Origin of the sequence: Paraglaciecola sp. MB-3u-78 (assembly GCF_002835935.1) — a bacterium.
Lineage (GTDB): Bacteria > Pseudomonadota > Gammaproteobacteria > Enterobacterales > Alteromonadaceae > Paraglaciecola.
Window position 1 is genome coordinate 773,445 of the sequence record NZ_PJCF01000006.1, and the last position, 24,863, is coordinate 798,307.

The 24,863-nt window shown below is 41.4% G+C and carries 21 protein-coding genes and 3 pseudogenes; 4 read left to right on the plus strand and 20 right to left on the minus strand.

All coding sequences use genetic code 11. The features are described from left to right. Positions 1-169: 169 nt before the first annotated feature. The 6 genes and pseudogenes from CXF95_RS17885 to CXF95_RS17910 all read right to left on the minus strand — a co-directional run. A complete protein-coding gene (locus tag CXF95_RS17885) occupies positions 170-799 on the minus strand; it encodes a gamma-glutamyl-gamma-aminobutyrate hydrolase family protein (RefSeq protein WP_101199929.1) in 630 nt (209 codons plus the stop codon). After that, positions 772-1,767, minus strand: coding sequence for an amidoligase family protein (locus CXF95_RS17890; RefSeq protein ID WP_101199930.1), 996 nt, complete (start codon positions 1,765-1,767; stop codon positions 772-774). Before CXF95_RS17890 ends, CXF95_RS17885 begins: the two co-directional genes overlap by 28 nt. Positions 1,768-1,908: 141 nt before the next feature. Further along, positions 1,909-2,631: pseudogene (locus CXF95_RS17895) on the minus strand (DUF6363 domain-containing protein); the annotation flags it as partial. A 75-nt stretch (positions 2,632-2,706) separates the two neighbouring features. Further along, on the minus strand, positions 2,707-3,471 hold the full coding sequence (istB, locus tag CXF95_RS17900; RefSeq protein WP_101198245.1) for an IS21-like element helper ATPase IstB: 765 nt from the start codon (positions 3,469-3,471) through the stop codon (positions 2,707-2,709). 19 nt (positions 3,472-3,490) lie between these two features. Next, positions 3,491-5,035: an IS21 family transposase gene (gene istA, locus CXF95_RS17905; RefSeq protein WP_101198246.1), complete on the minus strand. Its 1,545-nt coding sequence runs from the start codon at positions 5,033-5,035 to the stop codon at positions 3,491-3,493. 218 nt (positions 5,036-5,253) lie between these two features. After that, a pseudogene (locus CXF95_RS17910) lies at positions 5,254-5,514 on the minus strand (patatin-like phospholipase family protein); the annotation flags it as partial. 655 nt (positions 5,515-6,169) lie between these two features. Between CXF95_RS17910 and CXF95_RS17915 the strand changes: the two are divergent. Both CXF95_RS17915 and CXF95_RS30800 read left to right on the plus strand, forming a co-directional pair. Next, the gene (locus tag CXF95_RS17915; RefSeq protein ID WP_101199931.1) at positions 6,170-6,628 is read left to right on the plus strand and encodes an ATPase; all 459 of its coding nucleotides are present in this window, start codon (positions 6,170-6,172) and stop codon (positions 6,626-6,628) included. Between the two features lie 95 nt (positions 6,629-6,723). Beyond that, positions 6,724-7,468, plus strand: a pseudogene (locus CXF95_RS30800) (IS630 family transposase); the annotation flags it as partial. Positions 7,469-7,640: 172 nt separating this feature from the next. Here CXF95_RS30800 and nqrM read toward each other — a convergent pair. The 12 genes from nqrM to CXF95_RS17985 form a co-directional block, all read right to left on the minus strand. After that, a complete protein-coding gene (gene nqrM / locus CXF95_RS17930) occupies positions 7,641-7,874 on the minus strand; it encodes a (Na+)-NQR maturation NqrM (RefSeq protein ID WP_101199934.1) in 234 nt (77 codons plus the stop codon). 41 nt (positions 7,875-7,915) lie between these two features. Beyond that, positions 7,916-8,935 carry an FAD:protein FMN transferase gene (locus CXF95_RS17935; RefSeq protein ID WP_101199935.1) on the minus strand — a complete coding sequence of 340 codons (1,020 nt, stop codon included), beginning with the start codon at positions 8,933-8,935 and terminating at the stop codon, positions 7,916-7,918. Between the two features lie 73 nt (positions 8,936-9,008). Then, positions 9,009-10,235 (minus strand): NADH:ubiquinone reductase (Na(+)-transporting) subunit F, encoded by a 1,227-nt coding sequence (gene nqrF, locus CXF95_RS17940; RefSeq protein ID WP_198556637.1) that lies wholly within the window; start codon positions 10,233-10,235, stop codon positions 9,009-9,011. Between the two features lie 29 nt (positions 10,236-10,264). Further along, positions 10,265-10,873 (minus strand): NADH:ubiquinone reductase (Na(+)-transporting) subunit E, encoded by a 609-nt coding sequence (gene nqrE, locus CXF95_RS17945; RefSeq protein WP_101199937.1) that lies wholly within the window; start codon positions 10,871-10,873, stop codon positions 10,265-10,267. A gap of 3 nt (positions 10,874-10,876) precedes the next feature. Next, complete coding sequence (locus CXF95_RS17950) at positions 10,877-11,509, minus strand: NADH:ubiquinone reductase (Na(+)-transporting) subunit D (protein ID WP_101199938.1); 633 nt, start codon at positions 11,507-11,509, stop codon at positions 10,877-10,879. A 12-nt stretch (positions 11,510-11,521) separates the two neighbouring features. After that, positions 11,522-12,280 (minus strand): Na(+)-translocating NADH-quinone reductase subunit C, encoded by a 759-nt coding sequence (locus CXF95_RS17955; protein WP_101199939.1) that lies wholly within the window; start codon positions 12,278-12,280, stop codon positions 11,522-11,524. Further along, complete coding sequence (locus tag CXF95_RS17960) at positions 12,270-13,490, minus strand: NADH:ubiquinone reductase (Na(+)-transporting) subunit B (protein ID WP_101199940.1); 1,221 nt, start codon at positions 13,488-13,490, stop codon at positions 12,270-12,272. Before CXF95_RS17960 ends, CXF95_RS17955 begins: the two co-directional genes overlap by 11 nt. 2 nt (positions 13,491-13,492) lie before the next feature. Next, complete coding sequence (locus tag CXF95_RS17965; RefSeq protein ID WP_101199941.1) at positions 13,493-14,833, minus strand: Na(+)-translocating NADH-quinone reductase subunit A; 1,341 nt, start codon at positions 14,831-14,833, stop codon at positions 13,493-13,495. Positions 14,834-15,247: 414 nt separating this feature from the next. Then, positions 15,248-16,426, minus strand: coding sequence for an enoyl-ACP reductase FabV (gene fabV, locus CXF95_RS17970; protein ID WP_101199942.1), 1,179 nt, complete (start codon positions 16,424-16,426; stop codon positions 15,248-15,250). Positions 16,427-16,561: 135 nt separating this feature from the next. After that, positions 16,562-17,662: a TRAP transporter substrate-binding protein gene (locus CXF95_RS17975; RefSeq protein WP_101199943.1), complete on the minus strand. Its 1,101-nt coding sequence runs from the start codon at positions 17,660-17,662 to the stop codon at positions 16,562-16,564. 23 nt (positions 17,663-17,685) lie between these two features. Then, positions 17,686-19,044 (minus strand): TRAP transporter large permease subunit, encoded by a 1,359-nt coding sequence (locus CXF95_RS17980; protein WP_101199944.1) that lies wholly within the window; start codon positions 19,042-19,044, stop codon positions 17,686-17,688. Next, a complete protein-coding gene (locus tag CXF95_RS17985) occupies positions 19,044-19,583 on the minus strand; it encodes a TRAP transporter small permease subunit (protein ID WP_101199945.1) in 540 nt (179 codons plus the stop codon). Before CXF95_RS17985 ends, CXF95_RS17980 begins: the two co-directional genes overlap by 1 nt. Before the next feature lie 284 nt (positions 19,584-19,867). Between CXF95_RS17985 and CXF95_RS17990 the strand changes: the two genes are divergently transcribed. Further along, on the plus strand, positions 19,868-22,477 hold the full coding sequence (locus CXF95_RS17990) for a TonB-dependent siderophore receptor (protein ID WP_101199946.1): 2,610 nt from the start codon (positions 19,868-19,870) through the stop codon (positions 22,475-22,477). A 74-nt stretch (positions 22,478-22,551) separates the two neighbouring features. On the opposite strand, the gene bolA is transcribed toward CXF95_RS17990, so the two are convergent. Both bolA and CXF95_RS18000 read right to left on the minus strand, forming a co-directional pair. Next, entirely contained in the window at positions 22,552-22,872 is a 321-nt protein-coding gene (bolA, locus tag CXF95_RS17995; protein ID WP_101199947.1) for a transcriptional regulator BolA, read from the minus strand. Positions 22,873-23,041: 169 nt separating this feature from the next. Then, positions 23,042-23,671, minus strand: coding sequence for an alpha-ketoglutarate-dependent dioxygenase AlkB (locus CXF95_RS18000; protein WP_101199948.1), 630 nt, complete (start codon positions 23,669-23,671; stop codon positions 23,042-23,044). 22 nt (positions 23,672-23,693) lie between these two features. Here CXF95_RS18000 and CXF95_RS18005 point away from each other — a divergent pair, with 22 nt between their 5' ends. Then, positions 23,694-24,851: a methyltransferase gene (locus CXF95_RS18005; RefSeq protein ID WP_101199949.1), complete on the plus strand. Its 1,158-nt coding sequence runs from the start codon at positions 23,694-23,696 to the stop codon at positions 24,849-24,851. Positions 24,852-24,863: the final 12 nt, after the last annotated feature.

Consider the following 24,863-nt stretch of genomic DNA (forward strand, 5'->3'; position numbering starts at 1 on the left):
ACAGCTAGTATTGGCTGCGGCTATTTTAGGTGCTTTTATCGGTTTGTTAATTGCTGGTGCTATCTCTATACGCCCAGATCATGAACAACCGATTAACAGCGCTCGGCACGCCACTCATCATCATCAATGGTCAGTTGTAGTACAAACTAAGGATCATCCATATAAAAAACTACTCGTCATCCTCTTTCTTAGGAAGGTATTCAGGATGCCATTGCAGGCCGATGATTTTGTCTTCTTTTGATTCTACAGCTTGTGTAATGTTGTCTAGATCCCAGCCTACTACCTTAAGCTTAGCCCCAGTAATTCTGATTGATTGATGATGAAGACTGTTAACCCGCAGATGTCGCTTGTTGAAAATACTAGCCAATAGGGAACCTTTTAAGACTTGAACATGTTTAGTTGGGAATAAACCAGGGCGATTGTAAGTATGCTGTCGTAACGATCTAATATCTTGAAAAAGAGAGCCTCCCAAAACCACGTTAATCAGCTGGGCTCCGCGGCAAATGCCTATCAGGGGGATGGTTTTGTTAAGTGCTTTTTTAATCCAATCGATTTCCAATTGGTCACGTTTAATGTCAATTTTGTCTTTATTATTAATCTCCCCCTCATAGTATTCAGGATTAATATCATCGCCTCCACCTACAATTAATGCATCAATGAACTCGATATTTTGAGAATGGCGCACACTGATACGTGCTGGTATAGCACCTGCTAATCTTAGAGCAAGCGCTGTGCACCACCAACTGGGCGACCAGCGTTTTGCGTTACCGCTTACACCAATTCGTGGTCTTTTAACCATTGGTCTAAATATTTCACCCATTTGTTGCGGATTACTCCGATTAGAGGTTGCCCAGCATCAAGAAATGCACCACTGAGTTCCTTAAGATCATCTGGGCGTTGCGCTAATTGCTCAACGACCCACCAGATATTCCATGATTGTGCCAGTGACCAATCGTTGTGTTCGATATTGCAATTAGGCAGTCGATAATGAAAGGCCGGTCGGGACTTTATTTTGGGATCATCAACTTTATTGAAAACTCGCGGTTTATCTATCTCGGCTAAAAGAGGGAGCAAGTCTAATGCGCGGTTACGGCTTGCATTGTATTCTAAATAATCTTCAAAAATTGTATCCATAGAGGGTGATGTCTGGGATGCCAGTAACTTAACGTAGTTCTCTGGGTATAGGTCTATATAAGGACTTATCTTGCGGGAGGTATTGACATGATGTGCCTCAACCAACCACCACTGAAGTAAGGAAAAAGACCGTAAGTAAGCAAACAATGTCTCAGCGTCAAGATTGGGAATTTCCGTGTTAATGTGCACACCGTATGCCGCAATGAGGGATTCTTCGGTTCCCACCGCCCCAGCTCTGCGCAGTCTCAATACCATAGGATCTAGAAGGTTAAGGTTAGTTATTGGAATAGGTGGGCAGACTACTTCCACTGGAACCAGAGCACTCGCGACTTTACTAAGCTGCTTGATCCACTCGTCATCTTCTTCATCTTCTTCATTGTGGTTATTTGCTTTGGCTGTTCGTTTAAGAAAGTCCCAGTCAATTTCAACATTGAAATCACCAATTGAAGCGACATGAATAAGCTGTTCAGCTGCGTTTTTGACGCCGATATTTCCACCAAGGGATGACTGAACGGTGTCAACAGTCTCATCTAAGGTCAGCCCAGAAAATTCCAACTCAAATCCGACTCTACGCAAACTCCCATCACCTTTAACAGTGACCGATGGCGTCTTAAAAGTAACCTTTTGATCCATTGTGAAAATCTCCTTTATGCAAATAGTAAAACGCCTTGTTAACACACTTAAGATAGTTGACTAACGGTAAGGTTTGAAGAGTAAAGACTTTTTGGTCCCGTTGCTGACACCTTGCAATACGATAGCTTACCGAAGGACCTATCATTTCAACACGCTCTCTTTATTATCCTGTAAAAAAGTATTACCCGCCGCGATACCGGCACGATAATCGTGTTGTAAATCCATATATGTACTGCTTAACAGCTTACTTTGAAGATTGTCTTTTGCAAAAATTTGAATGATCTCGACATCTTCAGGAGGGTTATCGATAAAGGTTAGCTCTTGCTGATAAGCATGCTCATGCTGAACCAAGTAACCAACGATTTTTGGGCAATACCCAGACTCGTAAACCCATGACTTTAGGTTACGTACCCAAGCAGACTGAGTATGTAGGTCTGCATTAACAGTGCGAATAACTACAATTTTTCGAGCACCGCGACGATACGCTTCACGAACGGGTAGTGGTGCAGCAAGTCCACCGTCAAGGTAGAAGTCCGCTTGAGGATAATCAACACTTGCTTCTGTCTGATTAACTTTACTTACAGTTAACCCCGGCGCTAGTTTAACCCCTTGCTTATATAAAAAAGGTAATGCACTCGAAGCTTTAAGTAATTGGCGCCAGTTATTGCTATTACCGTTTGGGCTTAAAAAATAACCTTGTCTATTGCGTGAATTGGTTGCGGTTATTAATAATTCTCGTTGTCCTAATGATTTCGTTGCCGCTGTAAAGTCTAAGGCAAAAACACCTTTAATTGTTTTATCAAAGTACCAATCCAAATCGACAATATTGCCCCCCACTAATCCACGGCCTGGTTGGTAAATGCGTAATAACATGAAACCGATCGGTCAATAACATTGAAGACGATCACTTTTTTGTCTTCCAGTAGAACTCAGTAAAATCTAACTTGTGTGATCGGCTTCAGTCAAGGAATTTAGTTTTTTTCGCATGGATTCGCCTTTTAATTCTAACTTAATTGCCCCGTGAACAAGCCGATCTAGGATCGCATCTGCATGCGTGGATTCCCCGATCATATCGTACCAATTTTCTATCGGTAATTGACTCGCAATCAGTGTCGATTTTGTGTCATACCTCGCATCTATTAACTCAAGTAAATCACTGCGTTGTTGCCCCGTTAATGGCTCTAATCCCCAATCGTCTAAGATCAGTAAGTTCGCTGATGTGAGTTTGTTAATAAACTTTCGATAACTGCCATCCGCTTGTGCCATAAACATCTTTTCAAGCAATTCTTTGAGCCTAAAGTAGTAAACGTTTTCTCCCTGCTGGCAGTGGTTATGGCCCAACGCACAAGCAAGGTAGGTTTTACCGCAACCTGTTGCTCCTGTGATCAGTATGTTTTGGTGAAGACGAAGCCATTCACCTTGCGCTAATGAGCGGATCTGCGTTTTGTTTAACTGCCTCGACGCACCATAATCCAACTGTGCTAATGTCCCGTTCACTCTAAATTTGGCTTGGCGGGTCAGTCGGTCAATTTTACGTTGATCTCGCTGGGTTATTTCATGGTCAAGCAATAAACATAACCGCTCTTCGAAGCTTTGTTCGACGTATAGATTGGGTTGTTCACTTTGTTGTGATAACGCATCACGTATGCCGCTTAGCTTTAGCATGACTAATTGAGTATTGATTTGTTGCGTCACTGATTGCATGTTGTTTCCTTAGGTTTTATTAGTGGTAATAATGATTGCCACGGATATTTTGATGGTCTATCTCACTTAAAAGATCCAGCTGTTTTTCCGGTAGAGGTTGGCTATCTAACCCTTTCTCTAAGATAGCTTTCACTTGGTTTACTCGCGTAACACCTGTTGCTAACGCTCGGTAGCAGGCGGCTTCAAGTCGTTTGTCTGTGAACTTTTTTCCTAAACTCAATATGCCCATACAGGCACGGTAACTTTGCTCGGGGTGTTTTTTGGTTTGCATGAGTTGAATGACAAATTGCTCGGTTGATTTTCCGAATTTTCTGGCCCAACTTTCAAATCGTTCGGGGGTCCATTGCTGCTGTTTTTGATGGGCGATGGGCATATGGATATCCAGGGTGCTGTGACCTCCCACGCGGTATGATCTTGGATGAACGGCCACTTGTACCCCTTGATGATAAAGTGTGACCAGTTGCCCCGTAGCATGTGCTTCTAGCTTTTTCTTGATCAAGGCGTGTGGCACCGAGTAGTAATGTTTTTCAATCTCGATGTGATAATCAATATGCACTTTGACCTGTTTCACTAAGGTGTAGCGATAAGGTTGTGACGGCAAAGGTTTCAGTGCGGGTTTATCTATCGCTTCAAATTGGGATAGCCTTGAGCCTGGATGCTTTTTCATTTGCCTTTGATTCAAATCGGTTAAAAGTGTCTGTATTTTTAGATTTAACTGTCGCAAGCTAAAAAAGCTTTCCTTGCGAAGTCGCGCCATTATCCAACGTTCAACGATTTGAACACCCACCTCAGCTTTCGATTTATCCTTGGGTTTATAAGGTCTGGCAGGCACGATAACGGTATCGTAATGGGCGGCGAGTTGTTGGTAGGTTGGGTTCAGATCCGGCTCGTAACGACACGCTTTTGTCACGGCACTTTTTAAGTTATCTGGGATGACCAATTCAGGTACGCCACCCAGAAATTCAAAGCATCGTGCATGACTCATCACCCAGTCTTCGAGTTTTTGGCTAAACGTAGCCTCTGCAAAGGTGTAGTTAGATGCGCCCATGACTGCCACAAAAACCTGTGCTGTGCGGCATTCACCCGTTGTTGAGTCCACAATATTCATAGTGGGTCCACAATAATCAACAAACAGTTTTTCACCTGCTTTATGGTTTTGACGCATGGACGGTTTTTGACATGTTAGCCATGTTTTATATAGACGACAGAAGTGGTTGTAGCTGTAAAAACCTTCTGGATACCGCTCACCATATTCTTCCCACAATAACTGCAATGTCATCGTTTTCGGCCTCAGCTCTTGCTGGACGACAGACCAATTAGGGATGATGTAGCCCTTGCTCTTAGGTTTGGTTTTGAAGAATGCTCGTTGAAGCGTCTCATCATTCCATTTTTCATCAAGCGGCCAACTAGTGATCCCAAGAGAGGTGGCACGAATGGCATAAATAGACACGATTGACGCTGAAACAGATAAGCTTTTGGCTATTTTTCGATGGCTGAGCAAACAGCCGTATTTGAGTCTTAAAATCTCTTTTAACTTACGCATTGAAATAGGTGCCATTGGCATAGTTATTCTCACCATCAAAAATGAAAAGAATAACGGTTAAAAACACCTACTGGACAGACAAAAAAGAGTAAAAGTTGGGCAATAACATTAAGCCGGTCACTGAATAACATTTTAACCAAAAAGTGATCGGCTTCGATGTTATTGAGTGATCGGGATGGATGTTATTAGGTGATCGGCATCAATGTTATTAGGTGATCGGGTTGGATGTTAATATGCAGGTAAAAACGTTTACGACGTGATAATTCACTTATGAAGCGCTTGGCGTAGCCTTTTTGACCAGATAAAAAGCTGGTGAGATTTTGTGAACCAGCAGATGTGCCTATAAATATATCGAAGGGATCAAATTCACGCTCTAACCAGGCATCTAATACACCTGCTGTGAATATCCCTCGTTGACCACCACCTTCAGCAATAAGCGCCATTTTACCGTGTGGTGCTTTACCGGGATTAATGGGTGGTTTTGATGATAGGAGATCCATGTTGGGCCTTTTGCAAATATGTACTTTTTAAGAGAAGTCTAAATAACCAGCGAGCAGGGGATCTTTAACAAGAAGTTGTTCGTCGATCAGATGCGAGTCGACAACCATCAGTATTACCTCCTAATCTCGTGTTTGATGCAGGATCAACTAAGTCCAAAGTGACCCGAGCAATAAATGTTTGAATAGCATGATAGGGCGGTAATTAATTTTATGAAATAAGAGATCCCCGCACTCAAGTAAGGGTTATCCCTAATTTCAAACCCTGAAGGTTCGCTGTAGTTTATAGTCTTCTACTGCTGCATCTGGTTCAAATAAGGAGAATTTAAAACACTACAATGAAAAAGTGTTTAGTTAGAGTATCGCCAGCGCAAGACAAAACATGGGAGATACAAAAAATGACAACAGCAATTCAATTTACGCTGATCACTTTGTCTTGCATCGTGAGTAACCAAGCCAACGCTATAGATTACATAAGTTAGCCGGAGCCGATGGGCAATTTTCGTTGAGTTAAGTGCGGCTAAGGTTTTTGGCAGTTCTAGATATGCTGAATTTGGGCTTGAATATTGCGAGCTATAAACCTTGGTGTTACCACATAATGAAACTAGTCCTGAGTAAATAAGCGGAGCTAGATACCACTAAAATTAGGAGTAATAATATGCAAGTTGAAACAATTAGAGATGTACTCAATTGGACGGTTTTATTTCACAAAAATTTAAAAATCAGTTTAAAACATAGCTCTAAACAAAATAAAGATGAACGAGCAAGAATGATTCTTAGTTACTTGTCAGAGCATGAAGAGAGTTTAGAGCATATTGTACAAGGGCTTGAAAATGTCGCTGACGAAAAAGCGTTGAACACTTGGTGTTTTGATTATATCGAAAAACACTCGATTATTGAGTATGTCCATTGCGACTCACTCTTTGAAGAATTAAATATGCCGCACATTATGGAGAAAATAGTAAACCATCACGAACAAGTTATTGAGCTGTACATTCATATTTATTCTCGTGTCGATATAGACAGCGCAAAAAAGTTGCTTGATGCGATAAAAGACATTGAGGAAAACGAGATAAAGCGAATAGTACAATCGAGTAATCGGTTTTCGGATATGTAATTGGCAGTGGGGGAGCTGACAATATTGCTGTATCGCTACAATATGTCCGTTCGCCAAATGTCCGAGTATATTAAAGTTTGAAACTAGGCATTAAAATTCTTTGGTATAGGTTAGCTCTATCAAGAGCGGAATCAAATGCACGTAAACGGCTTCGCCTGTTAGCGATATCCCATTTTCTTGAAGGTAAAACCGAATGGAGATTGCACTCAACCTAAAAGTCAGTAGACGCAGTGTTAACACATGGGTAAGTAATTATTTATCAGATGGTGTGGCAGGCTTAGAAGCCAAAAAAGCACTAGGACGCACTTGCCCTTTATCGATAAAACAGCGAGAGCGATTGTTTGATTATATTGACCAGCACAGTCGCAGTTCCAAAGGCGGGCGCTTAACAGGTGAAGCTATTCGGCTATATATTGCTAATGAATTTCAGGTGAATTACCATCCTAACGCAATTTATAAACTCCTTCATCTACTCTGTTTTAGCTGGATAACCAGTCGCTCAAAGCACCCGAAGCAATCCCAAGCAGTTCAAGATGAGTTTAAAAAAAATGCAAATTGAAACGATCAATTTGATCCCTTGGCATGTCGCGCTAGATAAGGTGGATTACTGGTTTCAGGATGAAGCGAGGATAGGCCAGCAAAACACCACCACACGCTTATGGGCACCAAAAGGCAGTCGTCCTCGTGCAGTTAAGCAACAACAATTTGAATCTGCGGGGCATCCCATGCTTATCTGTTTGGTGCAGTCTGTCCGAGTACTGGACGAACGGAGGCAATTTGGAGTTAATTTCAGCAGCGACCGAACCAGGCCGTCATGCGGTGGTGATAATGGATGGAGCATGAATTTGGAGGAGTCACCCCCCACTCAGTTGCACTATTCCTGCATACAGGCGTCTTGATTAAGCGGCTTTAAAACTTGCTGATAGGGTAATTACTTATGGCGATTGGTATATAAATATAAAAAACGCCAGACTAGCTGACGTTTTTTATATATTGATCAAATCACACTCAATTATAGGATTTGGTCTTTTTTCCATTGATTCAACTTGGCTTGTCTAGCTTGTTCTTTTTCCAAACGCATTTTTTTGCGATCACAAGGTTCTGGACAATCACAAGCTTTAGCAATACCCAAAGCGCCTAATCCGCCACAACTACCTGCGATGGTCTTCTGCTGGAATATGTAACCAACAGACATAGCTGCCACTACCACTAAAAAAAATACAAATGCGAGAATAAAGGTACTCAAAACCTGACTCCAATATAGCTTAATACGTTAATAAAAATGCCTCAATGAACAGTCACAAGCTGTTCAAACTTGACACTAGTATACTCGTTAAATCCGTCTTTTTCTTTAGTAATCAGTAACACTGCAATATTGAAAGTTTCTGCTAGTTCTAATGCTTTTTCTTTGCCCATTACATTGAGTGCTGTAGCCAAGCCGTCAGCTGTCATAGAGGAAGGATGGATCACAGTGACAGAGACTAAGTTGTGGCTAATGGGATAACCGGTATTTGGATTGATAAGATGGGAATAACGGACTCCATCCGTCTCGTAATAGTTTCGATAATCTCCAGAGGTTGCCACCGCATTGGTTCCAATGCTGATGATTTTTTGAACTGAGCGTTGATCTGTTTCAGGCTTTTCGATAGCAATCTTCCATGGCGTCCCTGAAGCTTTTAACCCTGATAATCTCATTTCGCCGCCTATTTCTACAAGGTAGTTTGTAATTTCATGAGTACCTAAAAGTTCTGCAAGCTGATCAACCGCGAAACCTTTTGCTATGGTTGATAAATCCACATAAAGCGTGGGCTCAGTTTTACTGGCCCAAGACGGTCCTAATGTCAATTTGTTTAACCCAACCTGTTGTCTGGTCATTTTGATAAGCTCATCTGAGGGCATTTTCACCGGTCGGCTTTGTGGTCCAAATCCCCAAAGATTGACCAAAGGGCCTACTGTTACATCTAATAAACCATCACTCATGTTACCTAAACGTTTTGCTTCGTTTAAAACCTGGAGGGTTCGAGCAGACATGGGAAAAGGTTCAACACTGCTCCATTGATTGAAACGACTTAGTTCCGAGTTTTCAATGTAGGTAGACATCAATAGGTTGATATCAATTAATGATTGCTCAATCTGTTGTTTTAATGTCTCTTTATCTACGCCAACGACAGGCACAAATTTCACATTATAAGTGGTACCCATAGTTGGGCCTGTTATATGTGTTTCTTGGTTTTTAGGCGGTGAGCAGGCGATTAACAATGCAGAAATAACTAACATCAATAGTCTGGATTTTAGAATCATTTGCATATTTTATTTTGAACCTATAAGAAAAGGGGCATATAGCCCCTTTAAAATTAATCACTTATTCAATGTATTAACGTTAACCGCCGAAGTCATCCAACATGATATTTTCGTCTTCTACACCTAATTCTTTGAGCATATTGATAACGGCTGCGTTCATCATTGGTGGGCCACACATATAGAATTCACAATCTTCAGGTGCTGGATGGTTTTTTAAATAATTTTCCAACAGCACATTATGTATAAATCCTGTATCACCTTTCCAATTATCTTCAGGTTGAGGATCTGATAAGGCAACATGCCACTTAAAGTTATCATTTTCTTTTTGCAGCATATCAAAATCTTCTACGTAAAACATTTCACGCAAAGAACGTGCGCCGTACCAGAATGTAATGGGACGCGTTGCATGTAATCTACGAAGCTGATCAAAGATATGTGAACGCATTGGAGCCATTCCTGCACCACCACCAACAAACACCATTTCTGAGTCATTCTGTTTGGCATAAAACTCCCCAAATGGGCCAGAAATCGTGGCTTTATCGCCTTCTTTCAAGCTCCATATGTAAGATGACATTTTACCTGCTGGTAAAGCCAAGTTATTAGGTGGCGGCGAAGCAACTCGCACGTTCAACATAATAATGCCTTCTTCTTCAGGGTAGTTAGCCATGGAATAAGCACGAATTGTTTCTTCATCTACTTTAGATTCGATATTGAAGAAACCAAAACGCTCCCAATCACCACGATATTCTGCTGGAATGTCAAAGTCTTTGTACTTAACATGGTGGGGCGGCGCTTCGATTTGGATATACCCTCCCGCCTTAAATGGCACACTTTCACCATTTGGTATTCTTAACACAAGTTCTTTGATAAAGGTGGCTTTGTTATCATTAGAGATAACTTCGCAGTCCCACTTTTTGATACCAAAAATTTCATCTTCTAGCTCAATTTCCATATTTTCTTTAATCGACACCTGACAGGACAGGCGACATCCCTGTTTAGCATCTTTCTTGCTAATGTGGTCCACTTCAGTGGGTAAAAGCTCTCCGCCACCGGCTTTAATATCAACACGACATTGACCACAAGTGCCACCGCCACCACATGCAGAAGAAACGAATATACCAGCATTAGCCAAGGCACCTAAAAGCTTGTCACCAGGCTGAGCTGTGATTGATGCTTCAGCACCACCATTAATTGTAATGGTGATTTCGCCTTCTGGGACTAACTTAGATTTTGCAAACATGATGATAAACACTAACGCTAAGACGATAGCGATAAACATGCCTACACCAAGATAAATTTCATTCAGATTCATTTAACTATTCCTCAAAGTGCCGTTTACAGTGCGATGCCGGTGAATGATTGGAAACCAAGCGCCATCAGTCCAGTAATCATAAATACTGAACCCAAACCTCGTATGCCTTCCGGCATGTCTGCATATTTAAGTTTTTCACGTATTGCGGCAAGTAAGGTGATAGCTATCGCCCAACCTAAACCACTGCCCACACCGTAAACAATGCTCTCACTGAAGTTATATTCACGTTGTATTGCGAATGCCACACCACCAAAAATCGCACAATTTACTGTGATAAGCGGTAAGAAAATCCCAAGTGCGTTATATAACGCAGGGAAAAACTTATCCAACGTCATTTCCAATATTTGTACTAACGCAGCTATTACGCCTATAAAAGTCAAAAAGCTCAAAAAGCTCAAATCGGCTTCTGGGAAACCAGCCCAGCCTAGTGCTCCCGGTGCTAAAATATTCACAAATATAACTTGGTTAACAGGAACTGAAATACCCAAAACAACGATTACTGCTACACCTAAACCCATGGCTGTTTTAACTTTTTTGGATACTGCCAAAAAAGTACACATACCTAAGAATAAGGACAAAGCCATGTTTTCAATGAAAACAGATTTAACAAAAATACTAATATAATGTTCCATGAATTATCCCTTTGGCTCGACTTGTGCTGGACGTATGGTTCGGATTACCCAGATTAGGCCACCAATCAAAAAGAACGAGCTGAACGGTAAAATCAATAAACCATTACCTTGGTACCAGCCTCCATTTTGAATTAAAGGTAATATTTCAAAACCTAATAACGTACCAAAACCAAATAACTCCTTGATAGTACCAATGATGATTAACACCACGGAGTAACCTATGCCGTTACCAAGGCCATCTAGGAAAGACATAAAAGGTGGACTCTTCATGGCGTAAGCTTCTGCTCGTCCCATAACGATGCAGTTAGTAATAATCAAACCAACAAACACCGAAAGCTGTTTCGATATCTCGTAGGAGTAAGCTTTGAGTATTTGGTCGACCACTATTACCAAAGAGGCAATAATCGTCATTTGAATAATGATCCTTACGCTCGAGGGTATATGATTACGGATGAGAGAGATAAACAAGTTAGAAAATGCCGTTACTGTGGTCAATGCTAACGACATAACCAATGCGGTTTCTAATTTGGTAGTGATTGCCAAAGCCGAGCATACGCCCAGTACTTGCAATGCTATTGGGTTATTGTTCAGAACGGGTCCGAACAATACCTGTTTCATTTCTTTAATTTCAGCCATTGTGTGGATCCCTTACGATTTCCAAGTTTGGTTTTTAAGATATGGCCCGAAGCCATTCTTGCCTGCCCAGTAAGTCAATGTGTTTTGTACACCGTTACTGGTTAGCGTAGCGCCTGAAAGTGCATCAACCGCATACTGGTCGTTTGAGTTGTCACCTTTATTGACTTCAATAGCTACTTTTCCATCATCAAACAGCTTTTTACCGTCCCACTTGGCTTTCCAGCTAGGGTTTTGTATTTCACCGCCCAAACCTGGCGTTTCCTTGTGTTGATAATAGATCAGTTCACGTACGGTGTTTCCATCGGCATCAATCGCTAAGAGTCCATACATTAAGTCCCAGAGGCCACTACCATGAACCGGAAGCACCAATCGAGTGACTTCACCTGCATCATTTTTTACTAAATAAATATTAGCGATGCTGGCTCGCTGTTTAAATCCTACGTTACTGTTAGTCACTTCAACTGAAAACTTAGGATTTTTGGCTTCTTTGTACATGTCGTAGCCATCTTTGGGCTCATCCACATACTCGCCTGTTTCAAGGTTAATAAAGCGTTCTTCAATATACTTATTAAACGTTCCAGAAATATCACCCGCAGCCAGATCAATTAACCCTGCGGCTTCTACAATATTAGATTGTTTGTCTATTGCTGCATTAGTTTCTTGTAAGTCACGCAAGCCAACGGCTGCACTCGATACAATAATTGAGCAAACTAAACATACAGCAACCACAACACCTACGGTTTTACCTAGCGTTTCTTTTTTAGCCGACACGTGCGATTCTCCGTTTTATATTCCTTTGGGCAACAAAATAATCGAATAAAGGTGCCCATAAGTTAGCGAACAATATTGCTAACATAATACCTTCTGGAAAAGCTGGATTCAGAACACGGATCATTACCGTCATACAACCAATCAAAATACCGTAAGCCCATTTACCTTGGTTAGTAAAGGCTGCTGACACAGGGTCAGTTGCCATAAAGAACATCCCAAAGGCCATGCCTCCAATTACCATATGCCAATACCAAGGCATCGCAAACATCGGATTGGTTGCACTTCCTACAAGGTTTAATAAGCTTGAAAATAAGAACACACCCAAAGCCACACCTAACACAATTCGCCATGAGGCTATTCGCATGTAGATGATAAACAGCCCGCCAATCAAAATTGCCAACGCAGACACTTCGCCCATAGAGCCTGGAATATTTCCAAAGAAAGCATTAAACCAATCAGCATTAAGACTCCAGTCTGTTACTGAACCATTAGCCGCTTGGCTTAACCAAGTTGCGCCTGTGTATCCATCTGCAGCTGTCCAAATAGCATCACCTGAAATTTGTGCAGGGTAAGCAAAATATAAGAATGCTCGACCAGATAAAGCCGGGTTTAAGAAGTTACGCCCAGTACCACCAAATATCTCTTTAGCTATAACGATACCAAAGGTAATACCTAAGGCCGCTTGCCATAAAGGAATTGTGGCAGGTAAAGTAAGTGAGAATAAAACTGAAGTAACAAAAAAGCCTTCGTTGATCTCATGTTTTCTCACAGAAGCAAATAACACTTCCCAGAACCCACCTACGGCAAATACAGTGGCGTAAACGGGCACAAAGAAACATGCCCCATATAGCATCAAGCCAATCCAACTGGTGCTGGCATCAAGTTGTCCGCCAAGCATTTCATATAAGCCTGCTTGCCAAAATGCTGTCGCTGTATCAGCCCACAATGCGCCTTCTGTCACTATGGCAATCTGTGCTTGTTGACCAATATTAAACATGCCATAAAACATGGCTGGGAATGTTGCCATCCACACAAAAATCATAATACGTTTTAAATCAATACTGTCTTTTACATGGGTCGTCGATTTGGTCACCGTACCCGGTGTGTAGAAAATGGTCGCCGCAGCTTCATATAGGGCATACCATTTTTCATATTTTCCACCCGCTTCAAAATCAGGTTCAATTTTCTCTAAAAATACTTTTAAGCCCATGATTAACCCTCTTTCTCAATCTGCTCTAAACATTCACGCAGAATCGGCCCATAGTTATATTTGCCAGGACAAACATAAGTACATAATGCCAAATCTTCTTCGTCTAGCTCCAAGCACCCCAAACTTTGTGCCCCATCTGTATCGCCAGAAATCATGTCTCTTAACAATAAAGTAGGCAGAATATCTAACGGCATAATACGTTCATAGTTACCGATTGGCACCATAGAACGATCAGATCCGTTTGTTGTCGTGGTCATACCGAATAATTTCTTAGGACTTAAATGCCCAAGGTAAGCGCGGGTCACTGAATGTTGATTAACCCCTGGTTTTATCCAACCAAATAATTCTTTTTCACGGCCTTCGCGCAAAATAGACACTTGATTATGGAATCTACCTAGATAACCGTGCACGCCATGAGCGTGATTACCTAGGAGCACAGAACCAGACAACATCCGCATATCACCTGCATTGGCTTCATTTGCTGTTAGTTCAGCCACATCAGCACCCAACAAGGTGCGCACTAAACGCGGATTCTTGGCTTCTGGACCAGCTAATGACACAACTTTGCGGTTATCTAATTCACCTGTTGTGAATAAACTACCAATCGCTAATACGTCTTGATAACCCACATGCCACACTTTTTTGCTTTGACCCACCGCATCTAAGTGATGAATGTGAGTACCAACTAAGCCCGCAGGGTGAACACCAGAAAATTCATTCACTTCAACGGCTGCATTGCCAGTATCTATGTCGGCGCCAGGTGCTTTGTTTACAAAGACTTTGCCATCGGTTAAGCGGCTAATTACCTGTAAACCGTTAGCAAAATCTTCGCTACGTTCAGCAATGATTATCTGAGGATCCCCAGCCAGAGGGTTGGTGTCCATCACACTAACGAAAATAGAGTTAGGTTTTGAGTCAAGAGCTGGAGACTTGCTAAAAGGACGGGTTCTAAAGGCTGTCCACATCCCAGAATTTACTAAGTTCTCTTGTACTTTAGCTGCATCTAATGATGCCAGTTCGGTACTGCTATATTTAGCAAATACTTCACTTTCATCACCTTCAAGCTGAATCACAACAGATTGCAAAACCCGTTTTGCTCCACGGTTGACTGCAACAACATGACCAGCAGCAGGAGCTGTGAATTTAACGCCAGGATTCTTTTTATCTTCAAAAAGAAGCTGACCCTTTTTTACTTTATCCCCTTCTTGGATATGCATTGTCGGACGCATGCCAATATATTCTTCACCCAAAATAGCCACTCTAGTGACAGAGTTTCCATCTTGAATAGTTTGTTGTGGCGCTCCCTGAATCGGAAGATCTAACCCTTTCGTGATTTTTATCATACGCAATAGCACTACTCTAAATTAATACACAGCACCATTAGACTCTCTATTACAGCCGTCAATTTACTTTATAACAGTAAACAAAAACCTAGTGGTGGTGAGTATCGTCAATCAATGACTAATTAATAAGCTACAAGTAATTTTTAGCCGTTAGATAGAAGTGTTTAAACTTCCTTCAAAATTACTCGTTTGGGAAAAATTTTATACGTTTTTAGAAGCTGACCCACGCTAAGCGCTGAATTTTAGCATTAACCTGTGTATTTCTTCCACGCAATTTGTGGTTTAAACACATTTAATTTGTGGTTTCTACTCGTTTTGGGGTGATTTGGCTCTTTCTAAGGTAGACTAAATAACGCAATTATAAAAACCGCTTCATAGCGGTTTTTATAATAAACAAATGTTGTTCACCTGTTTTTACCAATCGATTAAGGTCTCAACATCAGCATCATAATCGACACCAGTTAGGTCAAAACCAAACAATTTCAAAAACTCATGGTGATAACCTGCATAGTCACTTAATTCGTGAAAATTCTCTTGGGTGACTTGATCCCATAAAGCTTTGATTTTTGCCTGAGTCGCATCGTTGGTTTCTTTATTATTCATATATAAGCGACCCAACTCATCAACCTCGGGCTTAGCATGGGTCAATTTATCTGTAAACAAGTCGTAAATTTGCTCGATACAACCTTGGTGTGTACCTTCTTGTTTCATCACTTTGTAAATAAGTGAAATATATAAAGGCATAACCGGAATGGCTGAACTCGCTTGTGTTACCAAGGCTTTTAAAGACGAAACATAAGCCTGAACATTTTTACCTTTTTGGGTTTTTACAATGGTGGCTGCAGCACGATCTAAATCTTCTTTGGCTTTACCGATGGTGGCCTGTCCATAAATTGGCCAAGTCAGTTCTTTACCTACGTACGTATAAGCAGTGGTTTTGCAATTGTCTGCTAATAAGTCTGCTTTGCCTAAAGCATCTAACCACAACTCCCAATCTTCACCACCCATGACTTTGATGGTTTGTTGAATTTCATCTTCGTTGGCTGGCTCTAGCGCAATCTCATGAATGACGTTTTTATCGGTATCATAAGTTTTAGTTTTGTATGCTTGGCCTACAGGTTTTAAAGTCGATTTGTAAACTTCACCTGTTTCAGGATCTGTTCTTCGTGGCGACGCTAGGCTATAAATGATCAAGTCTACTTTGCCCATATCGGCTTTCAAAGTATCGATAACTTGCTGTTTTAGCTCATTGGAAAAAGCATCACCGTTTAACGTTTTTGCATACAGCCCAGCTGCAGATGCCTTAGCATGAAACCCCGCTGTGTTATACCAACCAGCCGTACCGGTTTTGCGTTCTGTAGGGGGTTTTTCAAAACACACACCTAAGGTATTCGCGCCTCCTGCAAATGCAGCAGTGATCCTTGAAGCCAGTCCATAACCAGTAGAACTACCAATAACCAACACGTTTTTATGCGCATTGTTCAATGTTCCCTGAGCTTGAACATAATCAATTTGTTGTTGAACACTGGCCGCACATCCAACTGGATGAGCGTTAGTACAGATAAAGCCACGAATTTTGGGCTTAACAATCATATAAAGTTCCTATTTATAAATTTTAGCGCATTGTAATGCTAGTTAACGCTTAAACACATCTGAACAGCTGATAAAGATGCAATGGTTTCACTTTGTTTATTAATTAACACTCACCAAAGGACATGTATGTTCCAGTCATTGGTTATTGGCAGCACGATTTTTGTAATATTCAAACTCTGATATTTGGTGGTATTTCATCACCCCGGTTTGAAAGTCTGAATAAGAGTCATATACTTTTTTGAACATTGGGTCGGCATCCGACTGTTCTTGCATCACCTCAACCGAAGCATTTTTTAATGCTAACATTACATCAGCAGGAAGAGGACGCATATCTACGCCATGCTTCTCGACTAAGGCCTGCACTGCTGCATTGTTTGCAGCAGTGTATTCATCCCACATATCTTGATTGACAGCACGTGTCGCCACTTCAATAATAGCTTGTAAGTCATCTGGTAGTGCCTCGAATGCTTGTTTATTGACCATAAACTCTAAAGTGGCACTGGGTTCATGCCAACCAGAGTAATAATAATATTTAGCAGCTTTGTATAAACCAAAAGCTAAGTCATTATAGGGGCCAACCCACTCGGTGGCGTCAATCGCGCCAGACTGCAGTGAAGTAAATAGTTCACCACCGGTCAAGGCGACAGGAATGCCGCCTAGCTTTTTAAGTACTTCGCCACCTAAACCTGGAATTCGCATTTTTAGACCTTTGAGGTCTTCCACACTGTTAATTTCTTTTTTAAACCAACCCGCCATTTGAACCCCAGTATTACCGCCAGCAAAAGGGATTAAGTTAAAGGGTTCATACACTTCGCGCCATAGTTCCAAACCGCCACCGTAATGTAACCAAGCATTCATTTCGGTCGCATTCATGCCAAAAGGGATCGCAGTGAATATCTGCGCAGCGGGAGCCTTACCTTTCCAGTAATAAGAGCCTGCATGACCCATTTCAGCGGCACCGCTGGAAACAGTATCAAATACTTCAAATCCTGGCACCATTTGACCCGCACCAAATACTTTTATTTTAAGCCTGCCGTTAGACATGCGTTCCACATACTTAGCAAAGGTTTCTGGCCCTTTACCTAACCCTGGAAAGTTTTTTGGCCAAGAGGTCACTAGTTTCCATTCATAAGTTTGCTGTTCGACTTGGGTGGCGACGACATTAGAGGACTTATCGCCACAAGATATTAGCAATATGCTAAATGTAGCTAAAACAAATAATTGAAACAATTTCATAGATAGATCCTCAAAAAATAAAATTAAAGCAAAGAAGGTAACCAAGTTACCAGATTTGGCCAAATTGCCAAACAAGCGAGTAACAATAGTTGAATTAGAATAAAGGGTGCGACCCCTCGATAAATATGCGAGGTTTTCACTTCTGGTGGCGCCACACCACGTAAATAGAATAAAGCAAATCCAAAGGGTGGGGTTAGAAATGAGGTCTGCAAGTTTACGGCTATCATGATCCCAAGCCAAATAGGATCAACCCCCATGGCCAATAATACCGGAGCAACTAGCGGTACAACTACAAAAGTGATTTCGATAAAATCTAAAATAAAGCCAAGTAAAAATATCACCACCATTACCACTAAAACGGCAGAAAATACGCCTCCTGGCAAATGGGTAAATAATTCTTGTATTAATTCTTCACCACCAAAACCACGAAATACCAATGAGAAAATCGATGCGCCAATGAGAATTAAAAACACCATGGACGTGACTTGGGTGGTCGACATCATCACATCTTTCAATTTTTGTAGATTAAGTTGTTTGTTGATGAGCGCTAGCACCAATGCGCCTGCTGCACCAACACCAGCCGCTTCAGTGGGAGTCGCAAAACCTCCCAAAATTGAGCCGAGCACCATAAAAATTAGCAGCAGTGGTGGAAACAGCGCGGCAAACAATGCACCAACAGAAATAGGTGCTTGGTCACTTTGTTCAAGCGAAGGGTCTATCTGCCTACTAGCAAACACTAAAACATATAAAAGATACATGGCTACTAGCAAAAAACCGGGGACTAATGCGCCTACAAACAAGTCACCCACTGACACGGAGCGTGGTGAAAATATACCCATGTTCAGTTGTGCTTGCTGAAACGCACTAGATAAGACATCACCTAATAAAACCAAAGCAATCGATGGAGGAATGATTTGTCCAAGTGTTCCGGTGGCGCATATTGCCCCACAAGCAAAAGACGGTGAGTAGCCTTTTTTTAGCATGGTTGGCAGTGAAAGTAAGCCCATAGTGACCACGGTGGCGCCAACTATGCCTGTACTGGCTGCTAACAACATGCCAACTAGCACGACAGAAACTGCCAGGCCTGACTTTAATCTACCTAGTACTTGTTCCATGGCGAGCAGCAAATCTTCAGCTACTCGGGATTTCTCTAACATTACCCCCATAAACACAAATAATGGCACGGCAATTAACGTTTGGTTCGACACTATGCCAAATAATCGGCTGGGTACCGCTTGTAAATAAGAGGTGTCGAATACACCGAAAAAAGCCCCTACACCAGCAAAAATGAGCGCGGTGCCTGCCAGTGAGTAGGCAACGGGATAACCTAATAACAACACCAAACACACCGCTAAAAACATCAATAGTGAGATATATTCCATTATTTACTCGCAGCTTTTGATAAGGGTTTATCTAGCGTCAATTTCGCCACATTGCGGATCACCTCGGCTATTCCTTGGAGCAGCATGGTAAAAGAAAATAACAAAATTAGGCTTTTTAACAGAAATACCCCAGGGATACCCCCAGCCTCTTGAGAGGCTTCCATGACCCGCCAAGCTCGCATCACGTAATCAAAACTCACTATGAAGATAAAAATATTCACTGGCATTAATAAGAATAGGCTGCCAAAAATGTCTACCTTTGCTTGTTTATTAGGGCTGAAGCGGCGATAAAAAATATCGACTCTTACATGGCCATTAACACGCAAAGTGTGGGCCGCTCCTAATAGAAACACCATACCGTGGAGGTACATCACCGACTCTTGCATCGCTATCCAGCCCAAATTAAATCCATATCTGAGCACTACAATTAGCAAGGTTAATAAAACCATAAACAGCGTAAACCAACTGACCAATCGGCATAAGAAAGCGTTTATTGAATCAATCCACCCCACACTAAAATTGTCTATAAACTGTCGCATATTTTATGTTTCTTATTCCTTGTCTTCCGTCATGCTGATTAAACTGCGGTAAGGGTGTCAGTATTTGTCGAGTGTTTTAAGTGTATCTAAAATTTGAAGCCAACATTTGGTTACAATCTCGAATTTTTTAATAGCAAATTACGATTTATTTAGTGCCTCCATTCACGTAAAATAAAAATGTTGTTACCAAAATAAATTTGGTGGCTTGACCTCAAGGGAGTTGAAGTTGTGGTGATAGTTTACTTCAATTCCTTATTAAAATAACAAATCTATCAGGAATAATAATGAAACATAGCACCATAAAACTCACATTATTAGCCGCAGCCATTTCGAGCAGTATGGCTGTGCACGCACAGTCAGGCGAAATCAGCAAGGTTGAACGTATACAAGTCACAGGCTCGCATATTAAAAGAACCGATATGGAAGGCCCTTCACCGGTTACCTCTTTATCTGCAGAAGACATTACTAAAACGGGTGTGACGGACTTAATAGGCTTATTTACTAAGCTGCCAATGGCGGGGCAAGGTACTTTTTCAACCCAAGGCAACAGTAGTGATGGCACCGGTAACGGTGGTTCAAGTGTATCATTACGAGGTTTGGGCGCAGATTCAACACTCATCCTTGTAAATGGTCGTCGCATTTCTGTTTCCCCTTTTGCAAACGAAATAGACACAGCCTTTGTTGATATCAATAACATCCCACTTGCTGCCATTAAACGAGTAGATATATTGAAGGATGGTGCATCGGCTACTTATGGTTCTGACGCAATTGCAGGCGTTATCAATATCATATTGAGAGATGATTATGATGGTTTGGAAGTTTCTACTAAGCTTGGTGATACGGCCGATGGTGGCGGGAAAGAGTCTAATACTAGCTTATTGTTCGGTAGCAGTTCAGAAAAATCCAGTCATACTTTTGTACTGGATTATTTTGATCGCGAAGAAATCATTAACGCTGACAGATATTATACCAGCTCCGCTAACCAAACGGCTTTGAGACCCAATGACCCCTACGTAACAGACGGCAGAAGCTCGTCAGGCTACCCTGGTACTATCGCACTTGCCTCAAACAACTCTATTCGCGTTCCAGATACCTTTGGCAATGATGTATGCCCTGCAGAAGACATTGTAGGCACTTTGTGTCGTTATGATTATGGACCTATGAGCTCCACTGTGCCTGCATCTGAGCGTGTTAGCTTCATGTACATGGGTAAATTTGAAATTAACGATACGCTGCGAGCGTTTATTGAGTTAAATGGGCAAAATTCAAAAACCACAATTAGAGGGGCGGCCAGCCCAAGCTTTAATGAGTTGTTTATGTCTGCAGATAACGTAAATCATCCATTTGCCGATGATCCTACAAGTCAATTCTACCAGCAAGATTTGACTATGCGTCGTCGTTTAGTTGAAATTGGAAACCGTGAAAAACGCGTCGATTCAGATTATTATCGCAGTGTATTCGGTCTACAAGGTGAAGTCGCTGGTTGGGATTGGGAAACGGGTTACAGTTATATTAAGAGTGACTCGATTGAACGTGGGGTAAATGGTTTTCCAAACTCTCGTCGTACTCAAGAAGCTATTGATAGTGGTTTATGGAACCCCTTTGAACCTTCTTCTAATAGCCAAGAAGCCCTTGATTATATAGAAACCCAAACCACCCGATATGGTAAGTCTACCAGCAGGTCTTTTGATGGCAAAGTATCTGGTCCTATCCTAGGTATGCCAGCAGGCGAACTTATGCTGGCTGTGGGTGCCGAGTATCGTGAAGAAACCATCAGTGATAACCCCGATGACCAGTTCCTTCGCGGTGATGTTTTCGGAACAGAAGCAACACAGGCAAACGGTGCCCGTGATAACACTTCTGTATTCGCTGAATTGGCGATCCCAGTGACTGAAACATTCAATATTCAGATAGCAGTGCGTCATGAAGATTATAGTGATTTTGGTACTACTACCGATCCTAAAGTCGCGTTTATTTGGACACCGACTGATGAATTATCGGTTCGAGGCTCATATGGAACCGCTTTTCGCGCGCCTTCTTTGAGTCAGATTGGTTTAGGTGTTACAGACGAATCACCTAGCTTAGTTGATACTGTGCGATGTGCTGCAGTAGGTAATGTCGATCAAGCCTGTGAACTTTTTGAATACACGGCGCAATTAGCGGGTAACCCTGATTTAGGACCAGAAGAGTCTAAGAGTTATAACTTAGGTGTTATTTATGAAGTTACCGACAACATTGATTTTTCTGTAGATTATTATAATTACGATATTGAAAATGTCATCGGTAAAGATACTCAGTTCGTATTTACGACTCAAGGGAATAACCCTGCGGTTGTTCAGCGTTTGGATACCGGTGTAGCTGGAGACCCGGGCCAAGTGGAAGTTATTTTTGACCGTTTTGAAAATTTATTTGACCTTAAAACATCTGGATTAGATCTTGATATAGGTTACAAAATGTCAAATGACATGGGTGACTTCAAATTCAATTACGTCTTAAACTACGTACTGAACTACGAAGATATTCGTACTGGTGGTCGTATCGATACCCAAGAAGGAGGTTTTGAGCAGCCACAAGTTCGTTGGACAACTGCTGGATCTTGGGTGAATGGCGACTGGAGTGCAAACTTTGCCATTAACTATATTGGTGAGTTTGAAGAAGATGCTGCTGTGCGTACTCGAACAGACGGGACTATTGCACCGGATATCGATGCTATGATAACGGTTGATACGACTGTTAACTATGCAGGCATAGAAAATACAACTCTGACAATAGGCGTAACCAACCTGTTTAACGAAGAGCCTCCATTTAGTTACAATTCATGGACAGGTTACGTGGCAGGAACGCATAACGCACAGGGAAGATTTGCTTACGCTCAAGCTACTTATAAGTTTTAAGTATCTAAAAGTACGATTTGTACGCTGACGAGTGTTATCGTGCTGTGAATAAAAGGCGTCATTATGACGCCTTTTTACTGCTCTTTTTTACCTCCTCCCAGACAATTGGGTGATGTGGGATACTCGCCAAACAAACTATGCCATTCTTCTTGGGTGTAAGTATGCAAGGCTAAAGCGTGAATATCGTTTGCTAACTCTTCTTTTAATACAGAATTAACCGCTCTATGGCGTTTTATAAGGCGCTCCCCAGTAAACATTGGGGTAACAATCACCACCTTAAAATGGCTCTCTGACCCCGGTGGTACATTATGCATAGCACTTTCATTGATGACTTCAAGGTGTTGTGGATTAAAGTGGCTGAGTAACTTTTTTTCAATATTATTTTGAATCTTCATATATTCTCCAAGGTCAAATTACCTTTTATTTTCATAGTATTAATTTTAGCTTTAAAAAGGCAAAGCAACATTTTGCTGTTCACAAAATTTGTGACTCTGAGCATAACTCATTGACTGTTGACGATATATTTATTGTTGGTTTTCATGTAATAATTTATATGATTTAGCACTAAGGTTGCGCGATTTCGTGAATATATCTGAATGTGAGATTGATCCTTGCTCCGAGCACTTTCTTGGTTTTTGCCATGCTGTGTTGCCAATATGTTTGAGTGTTGCCGCTCATTATCAACAGACTGCCATGGTGCAAGGGTAGTCTAACCTTGTCTTTAGTGCCGTTGCGGTAAAAGTCTAAATTGCGTGTTTCACCAAAGCTTAATGAGGCAATCACAGGTTGATGTCCGAGTTCAGGTTCATTATCTGCATGGCGGCCCATACCATCTTGGCCGTGTCGATATAAATTTGCCAAAACAGAATTAAATGAGCAATGGCTGGCATTTTCACACTTTTGTTTCAGTTCGAGTAACATTGGACTCCATGGCAAAGGACGCATGCTCAAATTGGAATATTGATAGCCCGCATTTTTATCGCCGTACCACGCTTGTAATCTTGGTACATCATGAGTTTTTCCATATAAGGTGATTTGTTCTTGCCGCCAGTCTAACGACTGCTGTAATGACCGCATCATGGCCGTTGCCTCTGTTGGCGGAACAAAATTAGGGTAGTATTTTAGGTTAGCATCTGGCATATCCAGCTGTATTGGCGTGGTATCATATGGTGATTCAAACAGTGACTGCTGCATAACCCATCAGATTTGGACAAAAATGAACACCAGTTTAACGCTTTTAGACAGAAACTTGCAGTTAGTTAGGTATCCACAAGACTTACAACATCCGAGTTGGCAAGCATGGGATGCTGCTGATGAATATATAATTGAATATGTTGAACAAAATATTCAAGACCTACAGAATCAATCGGTCAGTATTTATAACGATGATTTTGGTGTATTAGCCTGCTGGTTTGCTGCTTCAAAACCTATATGGGTGAGTGATTCTTTTGTGGCAAAACAATCTTGTTTGGTGAATTTGCAGCAAAATAATATCCTAATTGATGCAGTGACATTTTATGATTCAGTCACACCAGTAGACTCTCCAGCTGAACTCGTTTTACTCAAGATCCCCAAAACCACAGCTTTGCTAGAGCAACAATTAATAGACTTACAAGCAAGGGTTACCCCCTCAACTACGGTAATAGCTGCAGGCAAAGCCAACTTAATACAAAAATCTACCTTGGCTTTGTTCGAAAAATATTTAGGTCGCACCACCACCTCATTAGCAAAGAAAAAAGCGCGTTTAGTTTTTTGTCAGCCTACGGGAATAAAATCCCATTCCAGTCCTTATCCAACTATTTGGTATACCGATAAACCCCGATTTGAAATCAGCAATTTGGCTAACGTGTTCGCCCGTCAGCAATTGGATATTGGCGCAAGGTTTATGCTCGAACATTTATCCAAATTGGCAAATATGGATAACAAAACAGTGATTGATTTGGGTTGTGGTAACGGTGTGTTGGGGTTATATATCCTTAATCAACATAAACAAACTAAGGTAGTGTTTGTTGACGAGTCATATATGGCGGTTGCCTCTGCCAAACATAATGTATTGCTCAATTTGGCTGAAAAAGAGCCCCAAACTGATTTTATTGTGAACAACTGTCTGGACAACTTCACAAAAAAATCTAAATTTACGGACGTGGATATAGTGCTGTGTAACCCACCTTTTCACCAACAAAATGCTATTACTGATCATATTGCTTGGCAAATGTTTAAAGATGCCAAGTCAGTCCTTCAAAATGGCGGGCAGTTGGTTGTGGTGGGTAATCGCCATTTAGATTACCCAAATAAATTAAAAAGACTGTTTGGCAATGCAACAATAGTTGCAACCAATCAAAAATTTAGTATTTTGTCTGCTACGAAACGTTAGGCCCTAGGAATA

Bases quoted from the DNA above. Each gene is read 5' to 3' on its own strand.
- CXF95_RS17990 (WP_101199946.1), top strand. From the start codon at position 19,868: ATGAAACATAGCACCATAAAACTCACATTATTAGCCGCAGCCATTTCG.
- CXF95_RS17960 (WP_101199940.1), bottom strand. From the start codon at position 13,490: ATGGGCTTAAAAGTATTTTTAGAGAAAATTGAACCTGATTTTGAAGCG.
- CXF95_RS17965 (WP_101199941.1), bottom strand. From the start codon at position 14,833: ATGATAAAAATCACGAAAGGGTTAGATCTTCCGATTCAGGGAGCGCCA.
- CXF95_RS18000 (WP_101199948.1), bottom strand. From the start codon at position 23,671: ATGCAGCAGTCACTGTTTGAATCACCATATGATACCACGCCAATACAG.
- istA (WP_101198246.1), bottom strand. From the start codon at position 5,035: ATGCCAATGGCACCTATTTCAATGCGTAAGTTAAAAGAGATTTTAAGA.
- bolA (WP_101199947.1), bottom strand. From the start codon at position 22,872: ATGAAGATTCAAAATAATATTGAAAAAAAGTTACTCAGCCACTTTAAT.
- fabV (WP_101199942.1), bottom strand. From the start codon at position 16,426: ATGATTGTTAAGCCCAAAATTCGTGGCTTTATCTGTACTAACGCTCAT.
- CXF95_RS17890 (WP_101199930.1), bottom strand. From the start codon at position 1,767: ATGGATCAAAAGGTTACTTTTAAGACGCCATCGGTCACTGTTAAAGGT.
- CXF95_RS18005 (WP_101199949.1), top strand. From the start codon at position 23,694: ATGAACACCAGTTTAACGCTTTTAGACAGAAACTTGCAGTTAGTTAGG.
- CXF95_RS17885 (WP_101199929.1), bottom strand. From the start codon at position 799: ATGGTTAAAAGACCACGAATTGGTGTAAGCGGTAACGCAAAACGCTGG.
- CXF95_RS17975 (WP_101199943.1), bottom strand. From the start codon at position 17,662: ATGAAATTGTTTCAATTATTTGTTTTAGCTACATTTAGCATATTGCTA.
- CXF95_RS17980 (WP_101199944.1), bottom strand. From the start codon at position 19,044: ATGGAATATATCTCACTATTGATGTTTTTAGCGGTGTGTTTGGTGTTG.
- nqrE (WP_101199937.1), bottom strand. From the start codon at position 10,873: ATGGAACATTATATTAGTATTTTTGTTAAATCTGTTTTCATTGAAAAC.
- CXF95_RS17935 (WP_101199935.1), bottom strand. From the start codon at position 8,935: ATGCAAATGATTCTAAAATCCAGACTATTGATGTTAGTTATTTCTGCA.
- istB (WP_101198245.1), bottom strand. From the start codon at position 3,471: ATGCAATCAGTGACGCAACAAATCAATACTCAATTAGTCATGCTAAAG.
- CXF95_RS17915 (WP_101199931.1), top strand. From the start codon at position 6,170: ATGCAAGTTGAAACAATTAGAGATGTACTCAATTGGACGGTTTTATTT.
- CXF95_RS17950 (WP_101199938.1), bottom strand. From the start codon at position 11,509: ATGGCTGAAATTAAAGAAATGAAACAGGTATTGTTCGGACCCGTTCTG.
- CXF95_RS17985 (WP_101199945.1), bottom strand. From the start codon at position 19,583: ATGCGACAGTTTATAGACAATTTTAGTGTGGGGTGGATTGATTCAATA.